The 18,959-nt window shown below is 49.0% G+C and carries 15 protein-coding genes; 1 reads left to right on the top strand and 14 read right to left on the bottom strand.

The window, feature by feature from the left end; translation table 11 throughout:
* The first annotated feature begins 16 nt into the window (after positions 1 to 16).
* Entirely contained in the window at positions 17 to 4,624 is a 4,608-nt protein-coding gene (locus RIG61_11365) for a PAS domain S-box protein (protein MEQ9619758.1), read from the top strand.
* Here the strand turns inward: RIG61_11365 and RIG61_11360 are convergent.
* The 14 genes from RIG61_11360 to RIG61_11295 form a co-directional block, all read right to left on the bottom strand.
* Entirely contained in the window at positions 4,608 to 4,865 is a 258-nt protein-coding gene (locus tag RIG61_11360) for a hypothetical protein (protein MEQ9619757.1), read from the bottom strand. The genes RIG61_11365 and RIG61_11360 overlap by 17 nt on opposite strands.
* 471 nt (positions 4,866 to 5,336) lie before the next feature.
* Positions 5,337 to 8,246 carry a pitrilysin family protein gene (locus RIG61_11355; protein ID MEQ9619756.1) on the bottom strand — a complete coding sequence of 970 codons (2,910 nt, stop codon included), beginning with the start codon at positions 8,244 to 8,246 and terminating at the stop codon, positions 5,337 to 5,339.
* A gap of 161 nt (positions 8,247 to 8,407) precedes the next feature.
* On the bottom strand, positions 8,408 to 9,211 hold the full coding sequence (gene pssA / locus RIG61_11350; protein ID MEQ9619755.1) for a CDP-diacylglycerol--serine O-phosphatidyltransferase: 804 nt from the start codon (positions 9,209 to 9,211) through the stop codon (positions 8,408 to 8,410).
* Entirely contained in the window at positions 9,208 to 9,891 is a 684-nt protein-coding gene (locus tag RIG61_11345) for a phosphatidylserine decarboxylase (protein ID MEQ9619754.1), read from the bottom strand. Before RIG61_11345 ends, pssA begins: the two co-directional genes overlap by 4 nt.
* The gene (ilvC, locus tag RIG61_11340; GenBank protein MEQ9619753.1) at positions 9,891 to 10,907 is read right to left on the bottom strand and encodes a ketol-acid reductoisomerase; all 1,017 of its coding nucleotides are present in this window, start codon (positions 10,905 to 10,907) and stop codon (positions 9,891 to 9,893) included. Before ilvC ends, RIG61_11345 begins: the two co-directional genes overlap by 1 nt.
* On the bottom strand, positions 10,904 to 11,407 hold the full coding sequence (ilvN, locus tag RIG61_11335) for an acetolactate synthase small subunit (protein ID MEQ9619752.1): 504 nt from the start codon (positions 11,405 to 11,407) through the stop codon (positions 10,904 to 10,906). The genes ilvC and ilvN overlap by 4 nt, the downstream gene beginning before the upstream one ends.
* A gap of 113 nt (positions 11,408 to 11,520) precedes the next feature.
* A complete protein-coding gene (gene ilvB / locus RIG61_11330; protein ID MEQ9619751.1) occupies positions 11,521 to 13,224 on the bottom strand; it encodes a biosynthetic-type acetolactate synthase large subunit in 1,704 nt (567 codons plus the stop codon).
* A 77-nt stretch (positions 13,225 to 13,301) separates the two neighbouring features.
* Positions 13,302 to 13,520 (bottom strand): DUF465 domain-containing protein, encoded by a 219-nt coding sequence (locus RIG61_11325; GenBank protein MEQ9619750.1) that lies wholly within the window; start codon positions 13,518 to 13,520, stop codon positions 13,302 to 13,304.
* Entirely contained in the window at positions 13,498 to 14,217 is a 720-nt protein-coding gene (gene tsaB / locus RIG61_11320; GenBank protein ID MEQ9619749.1) for a tRNA (adenosine(37)-N6)-threonylcarbamoyltransferase complex dimerization subunit type 1 TsaB, read from the bottom strand. The genes RIG61_11325 and tsaB overlap by 23 nt, the downstream gene beginning before the upstream one ends.
* A 110-nt stretch (positions 14,218 to 14,327) precedes the next feature.
* Complete coding sequence (locus RIG61_11315; protein MEQ9619748.1) at positions 14,328 to 15,461, bottom strand: type IV pilus twitching motility protein PilT; 1,134 nt, start codon at positions 15,459 to 15,461, stop codon at positions 14,328 to 14,330.
* Positions 15,462 to 16,520 carry a recombinase RecA gene (gene recA / locus RIG61_11310; protein ID MEQ9619747.1) on the bottom strand — a complete coding sequence of 353 codons (1,059 nt, stop codon included), beginning with the start codon at positions 16,518 to 16,520 and terminating at the stop codon, positions 15,462 to 15,464. It abuts the gene before it with no gap.
* 13 nt (positions 16,521 to 16,533) lie between these two features.
* Positions 16,534 to 17,778, bottom strand: coding sequence for a competence/damage-inducible protein A (locus RIG61_11305; protein MEQ9619746.1), 1,245 nt, complete (start codon positions 17,776 to 17,778; stop codon positions 16,534 to 16,536).
* 126 nt (positions 17,779 to 17,904) lie between these two features.
* The gene (locus RIG61_11300) at positions 17,905 to 18,357 is read right to left on the bottom strand and encodes a phosphatidylglycerophosphatase A (GenBank protein ID MEQ9619745.1); all 453 of its coding nucleotides are present in this window, start codon (positions 18,355 to 18,357) and stop codon (positions 17,905 to 17,907) included.
* Complete coding sequence (locus RIG61_11295) at positions 18,358 to 18,849, bottom strand: methylated-DNA--[protein]-cysteine S-methyltransferase (protein MEQ9619744.1); 492 nt, start codon at positions 18,847 to 18,849, stop codon at positions 18,358 to 18,360.
* Positions 18,850 to 18,959: the final 110 nt, after the last annotated feature.

The raw sequence follows: 18,959 nt of genomic DNA, 5'->3' as shown, positions 1-18,959 counted from the left end.
GCAGGGGTATAACCGAATGGCTGAAAACAATAAAGCTCAATCGAAAGCGTTATCGTTAGCTATTGATAACTATAGAGAAATATTCTACAAACTAAATATCATTGTACTCCTACATGACCGTGAAGGAAATATCTATGAAGTAAATGATAAATTCATTGAGGTATTCGGTTATTCTGCGAATGAAATAGATTCTTTAAACATCACCGCTCTACAAACCTCTGAAACACTTAACGCACACGGCAAAATAATTGAAGAGACATTGAAAAACGGCTCGACAAACTGTGAGCTCATCCTTAAGAAGAAAAACCGTGAGACCTTCCCCGCATGTGTTCACACTAAACTTCTCGAATTCGATGACGAGCGCCTGATACTGTGCGTCATAGACGATATTTCGGAGCTGAAAAAAGCTGAAACGGAGTTCTACGAAAACAAATTGTTTTTCGACTCCATCATAGAAAACATTGCCGACATGATTTTTTTGAAGGAGGCGGAAAATCTCCGTTTTGTCAGATTAAACAGGGCGGGCGAGGAACTGATCGGCTATACGAGCAACGATCTCCTCGGTAAAAATGATTACGATATCTTTCATAAAGAACAAGCCGATTTCTTTATGGCAAAGGACAGGGAAGTGCTTCGGTCAGGAAAAGTCCTTGAAATCGAGGAAGAGCCTATACACACAAAAGATAAAGGTCTGCGAATACTCCATACTAAGAAAATAGCTATAAAAGATGAGAACAACAAATCCAAATACCTTCTGGGCATTTCAGAAGACATAACCGGGAGAAAAGAACTGGAAGGAATAAAAAGGATTAGGGACCTCGCTTTCGAAACCATAACTAACGGCATCATAGTTACCGGCACAGATGAAGACGACTATCCAGTTAATAATTGCAATGCCGCCTTTTTGAAAATGACCGGCTATGCACGCGAAGAGGTTATCGGCAAAAACTGCCGGTTTCTTCAGGGAACCGACACAGATCAGGAAGCCCTTACGGAACTGAGAGCCGCTCTCGAAAAGGGGAAACCATTTAACGGCTTGCTCAGAAATTACAAAAAAGACGGAACGCTCTTCTGGAACGAACTTATAGTCGCTCCGGTCAGAGATGATTCCGGCTCTCTTACTCACTTTGTGGGGATTCTGAATGATATTACCGAGCGCAAAAAAGCGAAGGACGAGCTTAAAAAAACCTATAACGAGCTTGAAATCAAGATCGCGGAAAGAACCGCCGAACTCGTAGAGCTCAACAAAAAGCTTAAATCCGAAATCGAGGTACGTAAGAAAGCCGAAGACGCCCTGAGGTCGAACGTTGAGCAATTATCCAGAAAAAACCGTTATGAGGAAATTATAAGTACGGTTACAAGAATAGTTCACCAATCTCTAGACCTGAACGAAGTACTGGAGAATGCAGTGGATGTTATTAGTAAAAATGTTGAAAACGCCAGCGTTGTCATGACATATTTTGTGGAACATGACACCGCCGTTCTACAAACAAATAGGGGTCTGACCGAGGAGTATATTAGAAAAGCAGGCAGAATTCCCTTCGGCAAAGGAGCAGTCTGGCACACGATTCTGGAAGGAAAATGCAGATATGTTTCTAATATCGACGAAGATAAAATCATCGGTAATGCCGGAAGGACCCTTGGGCAGAAAAGTTATTTGGCCGTTCCGCTGATTTCATCGAATGAAACTGTAGGCGTGATTGCTATTGCATCCACCGAAGAAGATTCTTTTGATGATGAAGAAATCAGACTTTTAAAAATTGTTTCTAACCAGATTGAAACCGCCATCAATAATGCGAAACAGGCCGAGTCCCTCAAGGAGAATCTCGAACGGCTCTCTAGGAAAAACCGTTATGAGGAAATTGTATGTACGGTTACGCAGAGTGTAAACCAATCGACGGAATTACAGGAAGTTCTTGAAAACGCTGTCGAATCGATGTGCTCGAATATCGAGGTGGCGGACCATGTGTCAATTTATTTTGTCGAGGGCGAACATGCAGTCATGAAAGCTCACAGAGGATATCCCGAATGGTTCCTGGAAAGAATCATGAGAATACCGAAACCCGTGGGGTTTACCTGGGCTTGTATAAACGAGGACAAAGTAGTTCATTGCCCCGATGCGGAGAATGACAGTGTGATAGGCCCCGCCGGGAAAGAAGTCGGGACGAAGAGTTATGTAGCCATACCGCTTACGGCGCAAGGCAACACAATCGGATGCATTGATGTGCATTCATTAAACAAAAACGCGTTCGATAAGGACGATATCAATCTCCTGGAAGTCGTCGGAGAACAAATTGAAATTGCCATAAATAAAAGCAGGGACGCGGAAGCACTCAGAAATAGCGAGGAACGCTACCGCACATTGTATCAGGAAAACCCTTCTATGTATTTCACCATTAATGAAGATGGAAATGTTCTTTCCGTGAATAGGAATGGAGTAGAGAAGCTGGGCTACACCGAGGAGGAATTGATAGGGTGCTCAGTAGTCTCGGTATTTCACGAAGAAGACAAACCAAAAATAAAAGAGCAGCTCATTAATTGTTTTGAAAACCCCGACCAGATTTTCAGATGGAAGCTTCGCAAGGTCTGTAAGAACGGAAGCGTTATATGGGTTAACGAGCTTGCACGCTGCGTTATTGATGCAGGCGGGAGCAAAGTCGCTCTAGTAGCTTGTGAAGACGTCACAGAGCAAAAAAAAGCCGAAGATGACAAGCGCGAGGCGGAAGAACGGTACCGTACTATCGTTGAAAACACTTATAATCTGATCATCGAAACGGACATTCTGGGCAATATCTCATATGCCAATCCCCGCCATAAAGAACTATTAGGTTACGGGCCTGAAGAAATGATCGGAATGAATTGCCTGGATCTGGTTTACGAGGATGACCGTATGAATATTGCCGCCGCATTCCGGAGAGCCGCCTCCACAGGGGAAGCTATTCAAACAGCCCGCTACAGGTGCAAACGTAAAGACGGCAATTTACGCTGGCTTGAAAGTACCGGAAGAGCTTACCGGGATGCGAATGGGGAAATTCGAGGAGTTATATCCTCCCGAGACATAACCGAGCGCAAACTGGCGGAAGACAGGAGGAAAGAGGTGGAAGAAAGGTATCGAGCGCTCGTGGAAAACACATATGATTTAATAATCGAAATCAGTCCCGATTGCAAATTCCTATATGTCAGTCCAAATCATACAACAGCGTTAGGTTATGAGCAGGAAGAGCTCATAGGTAACAGTATTTTTGAGAATATCCACCCTGATGACACTCAGGAAGTTTTATCGAATTTCCGGAGAATAGCTTTAAACATAATAAACTCGCTGGGACTCAATGTTGACGATATTCTTACAGACAATAATTTTGCCAATGTCGATCACCAGAAAATCCGTGAATTATGGATAAAAGGCGAGAGAGCGATTGAAAAGTATCTGGAATCCGAGCACTCTCTCATTTACAGATATAAAACTAAAAACGGGAAGTGGGTATGGCTGGAGAGCACCGGCAGGCCGTTTTGGACCTCAAGCGGCGAACTGAGAATAGTCATTTCCTCCAGGGACGTAACCGAGCGTAAACTTTCTGAGGACAAGCTTCAGAAAGCCTTCTCGGAGATAGAACAATTAAAGAACCAGCTTGAGCAGGAAAATATATACCTCCAGGAGGAGGTAAAGTTACGATACCACTACGGAGAGATTTACGGTGAGAGCAAAGCCCTTAAATCGGCTCTCAGTCTTGCCGAGCAGGTCGCGAATACAGAGTCCACAGTACTTATTCTCGGTGAGACCGGGACCGGCAAAGAACTCCTGGCGCACGCTATTCACAATATGAGTCCGCGCAAAGGGCGCCCGATGGTAATGGTAAACTGCGCAACTCTCCCTGCGACCCTTGTGGAAACGGAGCTTTTCGGTCATGAAAAGGGGGCTTTTACCGGAGCTACCTACCGGCGTGCGGGGCGGTTCGAGGTAGCTGACGGATCAACTATTTTTCTCGATGAAGTCGGCGAGCTTCCCCTCGAGCTCCAGAGCAAGCTGCTGAGGGTATTGCAAACAGGTCAGTTCGAACGTATCGGCGGAAGCTCGACAATCAGCGTGGACGCGAGGGTCATCGCCGCCACTAACCGCGATATGCTACAGGCAGTCGAGGAGGGCAGCTTTAGGCAAGACCTGTATTACAGGCTTAATGTCTTTCCAATAAAACTCCCTCCGCTCAGGGAAAGAAAGGAGGATACCCAGATTCTGGTTAAGGCCTTTGTCAAGGAATTTTCAAACAAAATGGGCAAAAAAATCCACAAGATTCCCAAAAAAGTGATGAATTCACTGGTAAATTACAGGTGGCCGGGAAACGTGAGAGAACTGCGAAATGTCATAGAACGGGCTGTTATTATCACGAAGGACGACAAACTTAATATTGATCTGCCCAGCGTAGAGAGGCAGTCCGCTATTAAGGCAAAATCTCTGAATGAGCTGGAAAAAAATCACATCGTTGAAATTTTGAATACCACAAACTGGCGGATAAGAGGAAAAGCCGGAGCGGCCGAGCTACTGGGCTTGAAACCGACGACGCTTGAATCCAGAATGCGCAGACTGGGTATCGAGCGTTATAAGCTGGACTCTACAATATCTTCTTAGAATCTACTAAAATGATTCTTCCCATATACTTTAGTATATTAGCGGCTCCGGTCACGCAGCAATAAACAATCCCCAACCGAGCATGACCTAAACCTATTATGGAAGAAGCCGCGAAATTATCCAAATGAAAAAACGCCATCTGGCATGAGAACAGCTCATATGCCTCCTCTATTTCGTCAAGCGAGAGGCGGTGCGTGATGAGCTGCTTCGTATTAACCCTTGTGCTCTTCACCAGGTCCATCAGCCGCCTCACTTCATCTAGGTGAATATTCTACGTAAATAAGACACCGTAAATGCTAATAATTTTTGGCAAAAAACGGGTGATAGTTAGAAAATTGGTTGCAGACGGAAATTTTCAGCTATACTATAATGATAGGAATAAAGCTTGGGCCTGGGGGGGGAGACTCTCCATACCTCTTTAATCAAATCCTCCTTTAACGAGACATTTCAGGAGCTGATTAGTCCCCCCGGGCTCTTTAACTCCCCATTATACACTAATCCAATTTAAAATTTCAAGTCGGTACGTTGGACACCTGTTCATCCTGCGCTTTTCATGGATTTAAAGGAGAACAACTTAAAATTATTAACTGCAGACAGGGCGGCAAATAAAACATGATTCGACAATGCGGGATTAGCTGAAATGTACCAATTTCAGGTTGGTAAACCGTGGAATATTGCCAATCACCGATAAACGCAATACGCAGAAATTCGCTTACCCCTGGCTCGGAGCCTCTTCGGGCTTGACTATAACGAGCGTGTACTTATCGAGATCTATATATTTCTTCGCGGCGTTCTGCACGTCTTCTTTGGTGACCGCGTATATCTCTTCCGGGTATTTCTTGTACTCGTCCCAACCGATACCGTAAAGCTCGTCGAAGGTGATCTTCGCCGCCTGCGAGGAGTTCTGCTGAAGCCCTATCTCGAAGTTTCCCACAAGATAGTTCTGGGCTCTTTTCATCTCATCATCGGTCACGCCTTCATCAAGCACGACTTCGAGCTGTTCCTTTATCGCGCTTACCGCCTCCTGTTCCTTTTCAGGAGCGGTCCCTATATATACGCCGAAATATCCGGGTTCGAGTCCGGGAGTGTAGAAAGACGTAACTGTGTATGCGAGACTCTTTTTATCTCGTAATTCGATGAACAGCCTTCCGCCCTGACCCGAGAGTATCGTGTTCAGCACCTCGAATGCGTAATGATCCTTGCCTTTGAGCGTGGGAGCATGAAACCCCATTATAATGTGTGTCTGAGCCTTCTCAGGCTTTGTTTCCACCTTCTCCGTTATTTCTGACGGAGGGTTGACTTCCGGAATTTCAGGAGCGGGTGACCGGCCCCTTTTCAGAGTCCCGAATTTTTCTTTTACCGCCGTAAGCACCTCTTCTTCACCCACGTCCCCGACGACCGAAATGACCATGTTCTCAGGGCGGGCATATTTCCGGTAGAATTCACTCAGGTCGCTCCCGTCGAATTCGCTTACAGTCTCGACCGTGCCGAGCGTATCGTATTTGTAGGGGTGTTCGCTATACAGGGTGGCAAGAAACATGTTCACAGTTGTTCTGAGCAGGTTATCACCCTGTCTGTTAATCTCGGCAAGTATCTCTCTTCGCGCACGGTCGGTCTCCTGCGGGTCGAAGGAAGGGTTAAGGAGGACATCTGAAAAAATGTCCATCGCCTCATCGAAATTATCACTCAGGGATTCAACAGTAACGCCGAAGCTGTTTTTACCTGAAAAACCCTGTACCTCACCTGCTATGGATTCGATCTCCTGTGCTATCTGGGCGGCGCTTCTTGTTTTCGTTCCCCTTGTCAGCATGCGGGATACAAAGTTGGATACGCCGTTTGTCGAGTCTTCCTCATACCTCACACCTCCAAGAAACGCTGCTCTCGCTGCAAAGAGAGGGATATTCCTGTTCTCTTTTATGAGTACCGTAATACCGTTGTCGAGCACGAATTTTTTCACTTCCGCCTTTGAGGCCTGAGCAGGCTTTTTATCCTCACTCTCCGTATTATCCTCAGATACGGAATCGGCGGCCCCGCTACCGGCGTCGACAGGTATTATTTCCTCAACGAGTGTTCCGTCCGATGCGTCCGCCCCTGCCTCTACGGTCCCCTCTTTGCCCCACTCTTTTGCGGCTTCCTCGGAAGCGTGCGCGGCAGTGGTTTTGATATCGTCTTCAGTTACCGTCACCTGGCCCGTGGGCAGCAGAAAGCCCGCAGTAAGATTCTCATCAGTTAAGTACTTCTTAGCGACGCGCATCACGTCCTCAGCGGTTACATTGCGCACCTTGTCCAGGTATTCCTGCTCGTATCTGAAATCGTCGGTTTCAACCTCGAAGAATCCGAGCTTCTGCGCCTGCCCCTGCATCGTCTCTTTTGTGTAGATAGCGTCGCTTTGTATATTCACCTTTACTCTCGACAATTCAACATCGCTTACAGGCTCGTACTTGAGTCTATTAATCTCCTTTATTATCTCCTCAAGCGCTTCTTCAGATCGAGCCGGGTCAAGGCTTCCGCCCACAGCGAGTATTCCTTCTCTCTTGGGGGTAAAAGCGTAAGAATAAATATTGTTAGCAAGCCCTTTTTCCTCTTTAATATTCCTGAAAAGTCTCGAGCTCTCCCCGCCGCCCAAAATATTAGCCATTACGTCAACCGCCGGCGTATCCTCCCCCTTTGCGTTCATGATATGATAGGCGAATGAAAAATAGCCCTCCTGAAGCGGCTTATCTATGACGAATGTCCTCATCCCGCCCTGCTCCGGCTCTCCGGCGATATTGCATTCAGGCAGTTCTCTTCTTTTCAATTTTCCGAATGTCCCCGCTATCTTGGGCTCAATTGTCGCGGGGTCGAAGTCACCCACGACAACCAGTATCATGTTGTTGGGCGCATACCATTTGTGATAAAAATCCGTAACTCTCTTCCTGTCAAAGCTTCTTACGCTCTCAATGCTGCCAATAACAGGTCTCCCGTACGGGTGCTCGGAAAAAGCGGTAGAGAACATCATTTCACTGAGGTTCCTCCCGGGGGAATCCTTCCCCCGCCTTATCTCCTCTACTACGACTTCAAGCTCCTTTTCGAGCTCCGCGGGGTTGAATGCGGAGTTTTCCATGGCGTCTGAGAGAACGTCGAGCGCCGTGTCCAGGAACCTGCTCGCTATCACCACATAATAAACGGTCTCATCGAAGGAGGTAAAGGCGTTTATGTCGCCTCCGCTACTTTCTATTACTCTCGCTATCTCGCCCACATCCCTCTTGTCCGTGCCCTTGAAAACCATGTGCTCGTGCACGTGCGCGAGCCCGTACTCACCTTCGTTCTCGCATGCGCTTCCCGTCTCTACCCATACGTTTACGGCTACGACAGGGGAGGAATGGTTCTCCTCCAGAATTACGGTCATCCCGTTCTCAAGCTGGTACTTCGTTATGCCATTTGTCGTTTCTCTGACCGTACTTGCTTCGTTATCCATTTTTTTCTCCTCTCTGTTGCATGAAACTACAGTCAAGCCCAGGGAAATTATTAAAAGAGCGGCAATAAGCGCAGAACCGCTCCTGAATCCGGGGTATTTTTTCAGGCTTGCCGGGAGCACCCGGCTCATAAGAAATTTGATATTCGTCGTCAACCCTGTCTCCATGTCAGAAAATCCTCATTTGTGAATTTAATAGTCCTGTCCCGGAAATGGCAGAAATACTTTACCCGTAATAAGATAATGAGAATTATGCCCCGTTCAAGCAATTATCCTCAAAATTATGTAAATAGTATATCGGTCAAAAGGGGTTCGATTATTATAAATTTTCATCCGCTTTTTCCGGAATGTACCTCTTCCGAAACTTCGGACTCCTTCTTTAGTTGCCTGTACGCATAGTAAGCAAGCCCCGAGAGCGCATAGAGATAAACCAGAAAAATAAACATTATCTCAGGGTTTGTTATTATGGCAGCTATTATTATCGCGGCAACGACAAGCGCGTTGAAAGGACCTCCCAGCCTGACGGTGGGTCGTTTGGAATATCTTACATTGCTGACCATAAGGAGCCCTATTACCGGGGCTGCTATGAGATAAAACCACATTACCCTCGCATCCGGTTCTATGTTCAGAGAAGAAAGCAGCATAAGTGGGGATACCATAAGCCCCGCGGCCATCGGGCTCGGGAGCCCCGTAAAATTGAACCTTTCCACGTCCCCCGACTGAACATTAAAACGGGCCAGCCTGAGCGCGGCGCAAACAATGTAAAACAGCAATGCCATATGCCCCAACTTTCCAGCGTCAAGGAGCGTCCATACGTATATTAAAACTCCGGGAGCCACACCGAATGAAACGAGATCCGAGAGAGAATCATAGGAAAGGCCGAAATTGCTTTCGTGCTTGATAAACCTTGCAAGCTTTCCGTCAAGGGTATCAAAAAAGAAGGAGATTACGACAAACGCACCCGCCCACCAGAACTTTCGGAAAAGCCATTCAGGCGAAGCGCCGCCCGCTAATCCCTCCATGATCTGAAGCGAGGTCATTATGGATAAGAGTCCGAATGAAAGATTGCCAGTAGTGAAAATATTGGGCAGAACCGGCATCACCCTCTGTCTCCTGGATTTTTTTCTTCTCATTCCCTGCTCCCGTCAAGCCAAGCTATTACGCTCTCTCCCGCTTTCACTCTATCCCCCTGTCCCACTTCGAGAATAGAATCTTCGGGCAGATAAAGGTCCACCCTGGACCCGAACTTAATCATACCGTACCTTTCGCCTTTTTTAAATTTCATTTCGAGATCGGCATAGGACACTAATCTCCTTGCGAGGAATCCTGCGATCTGCGTCACTACGAGTTTTTCACCGTCCCCTGTCTCAATCAAAGTCGAAAGCCTTTCGTTGTCCTCGGACTTTCGCTTCATACCTTCCGAGAAAAGCCACTCGGGCATATTTGCTATGTTGAAGCTACCCGGCGAGTACTTGGTCCCGATGACCTTACCTCCGACAGGCATTCTGTTTATATGACAGTCATAGAGCGCAAGCGATATGCTTACCCTTCTCATCGGCTCCCCGAGGAAATCCCGCTCGTAGACCTCTTCTATCATTATCACCCTGCCGTCGGCGGGCGATACTACGGAGTCCTCCTCATCCGGAATTTTCCTGTCGGGGTCACGGAAGAAAAAGAGTGTTATGACGGTAAGAAGCGCGAATATAAATGAAAGTAAGGTGAAATCGAAGATAGCGGATGCCCACGCAAGGAAGGCAAGGATGCCCAGATAAATGAATCCCTCGGAAGCTATGGGAGACCGCTTTCGTTCCATCAATTTTTAGTCTTGTCGACCAGTTTCTTTTTAAAGAGGGAGCTCATCATCTGACGGAGCTGCCCGCCGATGTCCTCTATAGGGTGATCCTCTCCCTTCTTTAACAGCGCGTTGTAAACGGGACGGCCCGCTCTGTTCTCGAGAATCCATTCCCTTGCGAACTCCCCGTCCTGTATGGAGGCAAGTATCTTCTTCATTTCCTTCTTGGCGTCCTGGTCGACTACCCTGGGGCCCCTTGTGAGGTCCCCGTATTTGGCGGTGTCGCTTATCGAATAACGCATATTCGAAATGCCGCCCTCGTATATCAGGTCCACTATCAGCTTGACCTCATGGCAGCATTCAAAATACGCCATCTCGGGCGGATACCCGGCTTCGATCAAAGTTTCAAAACCGGCCATAATCAGCGCGGTTAGTCCTCCGCAGAGAACCGCCTGCTCTCCGAAGAGGTCGGTTTCAGTCTCATCCTTGAACGTAGTCTCGATAATTCCCGCGCGTCCTCCCCCGATGGCTCCAGCATACGCAAGCGCAATCTCCTTTGCCTCGCCCGTCGCGTCCTGGTGCACCGCCACAAGCATAGGCACTCCCCCGCCCTCCGCGTATTGACCCCTTACGGTGTGGCCCGGGGCTTTTGGGGCTACCATGAATACATCCACATTCGGCGGCGGGACGATCTGTCCGTAATGAATGTTGAACCCGTGGCTGAACGCCACAGCGTCGCCCGCGTCCAGGTTCTCTGAAATACCCTCGTTATATATAGCGGGCTGGCTCGTATCAGGGGCCAGTATCATAACGATGTCCGCCCATTTGGAGGCTTCATCAACCTCCATCGCCTTAAAGCCGGCCTCTTTTGCCTTCTCCCAGCTTCCGCTGCCCTTTCTGAGCCCCACAGCTACATCCATCCCGCTGTCTCTCAGGTTCTGAGCGTGTGCATGGCCCTGGCTTCCGTAACCTACTATTGCTATTTTTCTCTTTTTTAGTTTCTTCTGATTTATATCCTTATCGTAATAGACCTTCATTTCTCCTCTCCTCTCTTTTGAAGTTTTGTCTCGCGCTTCATCGCAACGGTCCCGGTGCGGGCAATCTCCTTAATACCCATCGGCTGAAGCAGCTCTATAAAGGCGGTGATTTTATCCTTGTCACCGGTAAGTTCGAATGTATAGGACTTAAGCCCTACGTCGACCACCTTCGCTCTGAATATATCGGCGGTCCTCAGTATCTCGGCTCTGTTGCCCTCTTTCGCTTCCACCCTGACGAGCACCATTTCCCTCTCTACCCGCACTTCATCAGAGAGATCGCTTACCTTTATAACGTTCACCATATTATTGAATCTTTTGATGATCTGCTGGATTATGAAATCGTCACCGCTCGTAACGAGAGTAATTCGGGATGTTTCAGGATCGAGAGTTTCCGCAACGTTAAGGCTCTCTATGTTGAAACCCCTTGCGCTGAACAGACCGGCTATGCGGGAAAGCACGCCTGACTCATTATCGACAAGAAGCGTAATTGTATGCCTCACTACTTATAAACCTCCGGTTATAATCGAGTAAAAGCCTTCATTATATAGGGGAATGAGACAATTGAGAACCCTAAAATATAAAAAAGTTCACTCAGTATACCCAATTTGTGAAATTAAGCTACATCCGAGGCGCCGAGAATCATTTCATTCATAGCACCCCCGGGGGCTATCATCGGGTACACGAGCTCCTCGCAATCGACGAATATCTCCATCAGAACGACGCCGTCGGTCGAAAGACCTTCCTTAAGCGTAGCCTCAAGGTCTTCGGGCCTCTTCGCTTTCAGCCCCTTCGCCCCGAAGGACTCAGCCAGCTTGACGAAATCGGGCAGGACTTCAAATTTCGAAGCGGAGTAGTTTCTGTCATAAAACATCGTCTGCCACTGCCTTACCATACCGTGATGGCCGTTATTGAGCAGCAAAATCTTGAGATCCATTTTGTTCTCAACAGCGGTCGCGAGTTCCTGGAAGTTCATCTGGAAGCTCCCGTCTCCACAGACGCTCACGACGAGCTTGTCGGGTCGAGCGAATTTGGCCCCCATCGCGGCGGGGAATCCGAATCCCATCGTTCCGAGACCGCCTGACGTAATATGGGTTCTCGGGTATTTGAACTTGTAGTACTGCGCTACCCACATCTGATGCTGTCCTACGTCGGATACGATTATGGCTTCCCCGTCCGTTATCTTGCTCAGAGTATCGATAACGTAGGATGTGAGTATCTTGTCGCCGTTCTGATTGTAGGTCAGCGGGTGTTTTTTCTGCCATTCCTTTATCTGGCCGAGCCATTCCTTGCGGTCCGTTTTAATCTTGGCGGGAAGTAGTTCCAGTATCTGCTTCAGGACTTCTTTGGCGTCTCCCACTATGGGGCAGTGAACCACTATGTTCTTGTCTATTGTGGCCGGGTCTATATCTATATGTACGATTTTCGCGTTCGGAGCGAACTTCTCGAAGTTTCCGCCCGTCGCGCGGTCATCGAACCTGGCTCCGATTGAGATAACGAGGTCAGAGTCGTGTACGGCCATGTTTGCGGCGTAAGACCCGTGCATTCCGAGCATGCTTATAAAGAGAGGATCGTCCGGGGGATAAGCTCCGAGCCCCATCAGAGTAGAAGTAACGGGAACCTGAAGCCTGTGGGCGAATTCTATCAGCTCCGGAGTGGCCTCTGACCAAATCAGGCCGCCGCCGCCGAATATTAGGGGCTTTTTGGCGGCAAGCATCATTTCAACGGCGCGTTTAATCTGACCGGGATGGCCCTTTTTAGGCGGCTTATATCCTCTCAGGCTTACCGATTCCGGGATTACCAGCTCATCCTCCCCAAGAAGCACGTCTTTGGGCATATCGACAAGAACAGGGCTGGGCCTCCCGGTGCCCGCAATGTAGAAGGCCTCTTTCATCGCGCGCGGAAGGTCTATAGTCCTCCTGACGAGATAGTTATGCTTCGTGCACGGCCTTGTAATACCTATGTGGTCCGCTTCCTGAAAGGCATCGCTGCCAAGATAGGGAAGCGGGACTTGCCCGGTAAATACGACGATGGGGGAGGAATCCATCTGAGCGGTCGCAATACCCGTAACGGTGTTTGTGGCTGCGGGTCCTGAAGTGCAAAGCACAACTCCGGGTTTCCCGGATGCCCTCGCGTAGCCGTCGGCCATGTGTGTCGCTCCCTGCTCATGTCTGGCAAGAACGTGTTTAATCCTGTCGGCGTACTTGGGCATTACGTCGTACACTTTAAGGACGTAGCCGCCCGGCAGCCCGAACACTACGTCGATGCCCTCGTGTATAAGAGTTTCAAAAAACATCTCGGCGCCAATCATTCTTGCCATTTTATATTTACCCCCGTTGATTCTGCACTGCCCGATCAGTGAAAACCGCGCGATGCTTTATATTTAGTTAATTTAATCTATTTGTGCTTTAATTCCGTTATCTTGGCTTCCATCTGATCCTTGAGCGAAAGCTTTATCTTTTTAAGCTTTCTCACCTCAACCTCATCGTCCAGAGTCAAAGAGCCCTTATTCTCCAAGCTTTTTACAACCTCGTCAAGCTCTCTGTGCTGGGAATAAATCCTCTTAAATTCCTCATCCCCCTCGAGAAGCTTCTCAATTATGTCCGATTCTGTCATGATATCTCCCCTTTGTGGATAATTCCGCATCAGATTTTCTCAAATAATGCGGCGCAAGACCGAATAAATCCTCCGTGAGTCCTTCTTCAAGTCTCCCCGACCCGTGAAGCGCAAGTGAAGACGCCCTCGGATAGTTCAAATACGGGGGACAGAAGTCGGCCAGCTCCCTTCCCCCCACCTGATTATCTTCCAGAAAATCTTTATAAAGTAAAGCGCCTTCCCCTATAAATATTGTTTTTTCCTTGATTATTTCCGTCAAACCCATGGGTGAATAAGCTCTGTCTTCGGCTATCCTTTCGATCCGTCCGTCATCCGATCTGAAAAGAGCCGCAAAATACTCTCCCTTCCTGGCATCTATAAGCGAACAGATCTGGTAGCGGGAAAAAGGGAGGTTCATCGCCAGAATCTCCAGAGAAGAGGCGCCTGTTACCGGTATTCCCAGCGAGTACGCAATTCCCTTGGCCGTGGAAATACCAACCCTAAGGGCCGTAAAAGAACCCGGACCCAGAGAGACCGCGACGCCGTCCAATTCCGACTTTGCCATTTTCAGCCCGGAGAGCAGCCAGTCGATCGAAGGAACCAGTTTCTCCGAATGGGAGGGACCCATATTGAAGTAAAACTCCCCCAGGATTTCTTCCCCGTTCGAAACCGCTATACTGCCCGAATAAGTGGAAGTCTCGATTGCCAGTATTCTCATATTTTATAAAAGAAGTATATCAGAGTCTATCGAATATTATTAGTGCGCCGGGATAGTATTTTTTAGTGAAACAGCCTGGATGAATTATTAAATAAACCCTGTACAACAAGTTAACCCGATGTTTGTTTGCCGTATTGTTCTTCGGTCACGAGTGAGGAGGAACCGGATGTGATTCCCTCGATCCTCATAGCAAGATCGTTTCGGTTTGTCGCCTGCCTCATAGCCTCATCGTAAGTAATTAAATTGTCCTTAAAAAGATTGTAAAGGCACTGATCGAAACTCTGCATACCATAGTGAAGGCTGCCTTCCTGAATCGCCTGTCTGATTTCATATGTCTTGGCAGGATCTGAAATGAGGTCCTTTATCCTCTCGGTCGCTATAAGTATCTCAGCCGCCGGCACACGTCCCTTGCCGTCAATCGTGGGTACGAGCCTCTGCGAAATAATCGCCTTAAGAACCTGAGCTAGCTGATACCTTACCTGATTATGCTGGTGCGGGGGGAATATCGTGAGCATACGGTTTATCGACTCCATCGCGTCCAGCGTGTGAAGCGTCGTAAGCACGAGGTGCCCCGTCTCCGCAGCCGAAAGACATATCTCCATTGTCTCCAGATCCCTCATCTCACCCACGAGTATTACATCCGGGTCCTCTCTGAGCGCGGCTCTCATCGCGTTAGCGAAGGACATAGTATCAATTCCTACCTCTCTCTGGTTCACATAACTCGTCTTATCCTGATGGGTGTATTCGAGCGGGTCCTCTACGGTGATTATGTGCCTGGGCTTATTCCTGTTTATATAGTCCACAACAGCCGCGAGCGTGGTGGATTTTCCGCTTCCAGTAGTTCCCGTGACTATTACGAGCCCGCGCTCCTCATTGGCAATCTTTTCCATCACGGAAGGGAGGTTAAGCGTTTCGAAATTAAGAATGTTGATAGGTATGGCCCTAATGGCAATCGAAACCGTCCCCCTCTGCTGAAACACGTTCACCCTGAACCTCGAGACACCGTCGATACTGTAGGCAAGGTCCATCTCATAAGATCCTTCGAACTTTTCACGCTGTCCCTCGTTCATCATCGAGTGCGCCATTTCCTTTACTTCGTCTGCCGACAGCCTCGGAGCACCCTTAACGGGCGCAAGCCGCCCCTCGACTCTCAGAAACGGGGGCCTTCCGGTCCCGATGTGTATATCAGAGGCCCCGAGCCTGACTGCGCCACGGAGGATCTCTTCGATGCTTACCGATGCCATTTACTTCTCCCCGGTCTTCTCTTCCTCTGCCCTTTCTTTCTTTGAATGACCGGTTTTCTCCAGGATTTCGCTCTTTAACTTATCCATTATTTCGGGATTTTCCTTGAGAAATGCCCTCGCGTTCTCCCGGCCCTGTCCGAGCCTCTCCCCTCCGTATGAAAACCATGTACCGCTTTTCTCCACTACGTTAAGTTTCGTTCCTATGTCTACCATCTCACCGGTCTGCGAGATACCGTTTCCGAACATAATATCGAACTCGGCGTCGCGGAATGGAGGGGATACCTTGTTCTTGACCACTTTCGCCCTCACCCTGTTTCCGGCAACCTCGTCTCCGTCTTTTATCGAACCTATACGCCTGACGTCTATCCTCACGGAAGAGTAAAATTTAAGCGCTGTTCCGCCGCTCGTAGTCTCGGGGTTCATGTACGGGAGAGTGCCGATCTTCATCCTCGTCTGATTGACGAAAATGACGAGTGTATTGGACCTGCCGACTGTGGCAGTGATTTTCCTCAGGGCCTGCGACATGAGTCTTGCCTGAAGCCCCACATGCGCGTCTCCCATCTCGCCCTCGATCTCAGCCCTCGGAGTGAGCGCGGCGACCGAGTCGAGCACTATGACGTCAACGGCGCCGGACCTGATAAGCGTATCCACAATCTCAAGCGCCTGTTCGCCGAAATCAGGCTGCGATATAAGCAGCTCGTCCACCTTTACTCCGAGCCTCTTGGCGTAATTCGGATCTAGAGCGTGCTCCGCGTCCACGAACGCGGCAATACCTCCCTGTTTATGGGCCTCCGCTATTACGTGGAGGGCAAGAGTGGTTTTTCCCGACGCCTCCGGTCCGTATATCTCCACTATACGCCCCTTGGGAAAACCCCCCACGCCGAGCGCTATATCTAGACCCAGGGAGCCTGAAGGGATTACCGAAAGCTGGGGCAGCGGTGTGCCCGCGCCGAGCCTCATAATAGACCCTTTGCCGTGCTGCTTCTCGATCGAAGATATAGCAAGCTCTATTGTTTTTTCTCTTTCCGATGCGTCCTGCGCGACTGTTTGTTTTGCCATAATATCTCCCAAATTATACATTATTTAATAAAATTTTCATAATAATCTGAAGGGCTTTTTCGGAGCTGATAAGCTTTATATCCTCGCGTGTTCCGTAAAATCGGAATTTCTCCGAAAAAGGAGAGCCCTGCTCGCCGTTATCAACACCTATAAACACCGTACCCACAGGTTTTTCGGCAGATCCCCCGCCCGGCCCTGCGATTCCCGACACCGCAACCCCTATATCCGAGCCCGCAAGATTTCTCACCCCCCGGGCCATCGCTTCCACAACGGGCGCGCTTACGGCTCCCTGCGCTTCGATCATATCCAGCGGCACTCCAAGCACTTTTTCCTTGGCTTCGTTACTGTAAGACACGATTCCTTCCAGAAAATAGTCCGAGCTTCCCGGGACATTCGTTACCCTGTGGGCGATAAGCCCTCCCGTGCACGATTCAGCCGTAGCGAGCGTTTTCCCGCTCTCCCTCAAGAGCTTTCCCACTACCTCCTCGAGCGTCTCGCCCCCGGTCGAGAAAATATACTCGCTCAAACGGCTTTTGATGTCGCTCATGAACTCCGACATTAAAGCGTCCGCATCCTGCTCCGTCTCTCCGTATGAGGACACACGCAGGTGTATTTCGGGGAAATGAGACCTGTATCCAAGCTTGACACCCTCCCTTTGAGCGCCTTCCAGCATACGGGCGACCTCCGATTCGGGTAGCCCGAATGTCTTTACAAGCTTCGACCTGAAGGGCTTTCTTTCGTTATCCCTCCGTAAAAGCTCGGGGATGACGTACTCCCCCATCATAGCGTAAAATTCTTTTGGAACTCCCGGGAGGAAATAAAACACCGTCCGCTCCGATTCAAAGCTGAAACCGGGCGCCGTGCCCCAGTGGTTTATGAGTACTTTAGAGCCTTTGGGCAAATAGGCCTGCTTCTTATTAGTCTCCGTGAGAGACCTCCCTCTCGACCCGAGTCTTTCCTCCATCGTTCTCAGGGTCCCATCGTTTAACTCAAGCGGCGCGCCGATAAGACGGGCCGCGACCTCGGCGGTGAGATCGTCCGGAGTAGGCCCCAACCCTCCCGTCACAATCACCGTATGGGCCCTCTTGCGCGCAATGCCTAACGCTTCTTCGATCCTGTCCCTGTCATCCCCTACGGTGGTATGATAGCCGATTTCAAAACCTAACGAGAAAAGAGAGTGACCCGCCCACGTGAAATTCCCGTCCCGCGTAAGGCCGCTCATCAATTCATCCCCTGTTGTAATGACTTCGATTATCATATTTCGTTTATTTCGATTTTGGAACTGATCGGATATCTAAGCCCTGAAAATGTCTTTCTTGAAACCGCTATCAGGCGTTTTTCAAACGCGCAGGAGGAAAGTTTAACACGAAAAGAAAAAAAGCGCTCACAGCAAATAAAGTATTATTATCTGAAGCACTATATTCGCGAATATTCCGGCCACGACATCGTCCATCACAACCCCCAGGCCTCCCGGCAGACGCTCCGCCTGCCTCGCTGGAGGCGGCTTTACCATATCGAAAAATCTGAACAGGAAAAAACCGATAATTATATTGGTCAGAGTGGGCGGAATGAGTATCATCGTGACAAGGTACCCGCATACCTCATCGGCTACTATCTGACCGGGATCCGCCTTTCCGTAAATTTTCTCGACTTCATCTGAAGCGCGGACGGAGATGATAATAACCACGACCGTTACGGCTATGTAGAAATAATACGGTATTCCCGATATCAGGTAGTAAAACGGTATGGCAGCGGCTGTCGCCCACGTGCCGGGAGCATATGGAAGAAGGCCTACATAAAAAAATGTCGCTATTAGTTTCGCGACCCCCTTATGCACCTACGAGAGCACCCCCTCTATCCTGAGGAGGTCCTTTTTGATTCCAATTCCTCCCGTATAACCGCCGAGCCCGTTTGACGCAAGCACCCTGTGGCACGGGATGACAATCGGCAGAGGATTCGCGCCTACCGCGTTACCGACCGCCCTTGCCGCGCCCGGCCTTCCCACACTCTCGGCAATCTCCCTGTAGGTAGTTACCTCCCCATAGGGAATATCGAGGAGCTTTTTCCAGACCGCTCTCTGAAAAGGTGTACCCTCGGGGACATCTATGCCGGTCTCGAACCTCGAAAGCTTCCCTTCGAAATACTGCGCAAGCTCTTTTGCCATTTTTTCGGCGGCCCCGCCTTCAACAACCCGGGTCCCGTTAAGGCTATCCCGAAAATCCCTGAAAGCCTTCTCGCCGAAGATAATTCTTGACACACAGTCTGCCCCGGCCACTACAAATACCTCGCCGACTCTGGTTAATACGGATGAGTAGTAAATCTGGCTCATGTATCCCTCCGGAATCATTTTTTACGCCGCTGGAGTATTATTGAGAGCAAGATGCGGCAATCAATATTCTGAAAGCTAGATTATAACCGCCCCGGAATCAGTTATAAAGA

This window comes from Deltaproteobacteria bacterium, assembly GCA_040223695.1.
Lineage (GTDB): Bacteria > Desulfobacterota_D > UBA1144 > Nemesobacterales > UBA2774 > JAVKFU01.
This window is presented reverse-complemented; position numbering and strand designations above follow the sequence as displayed.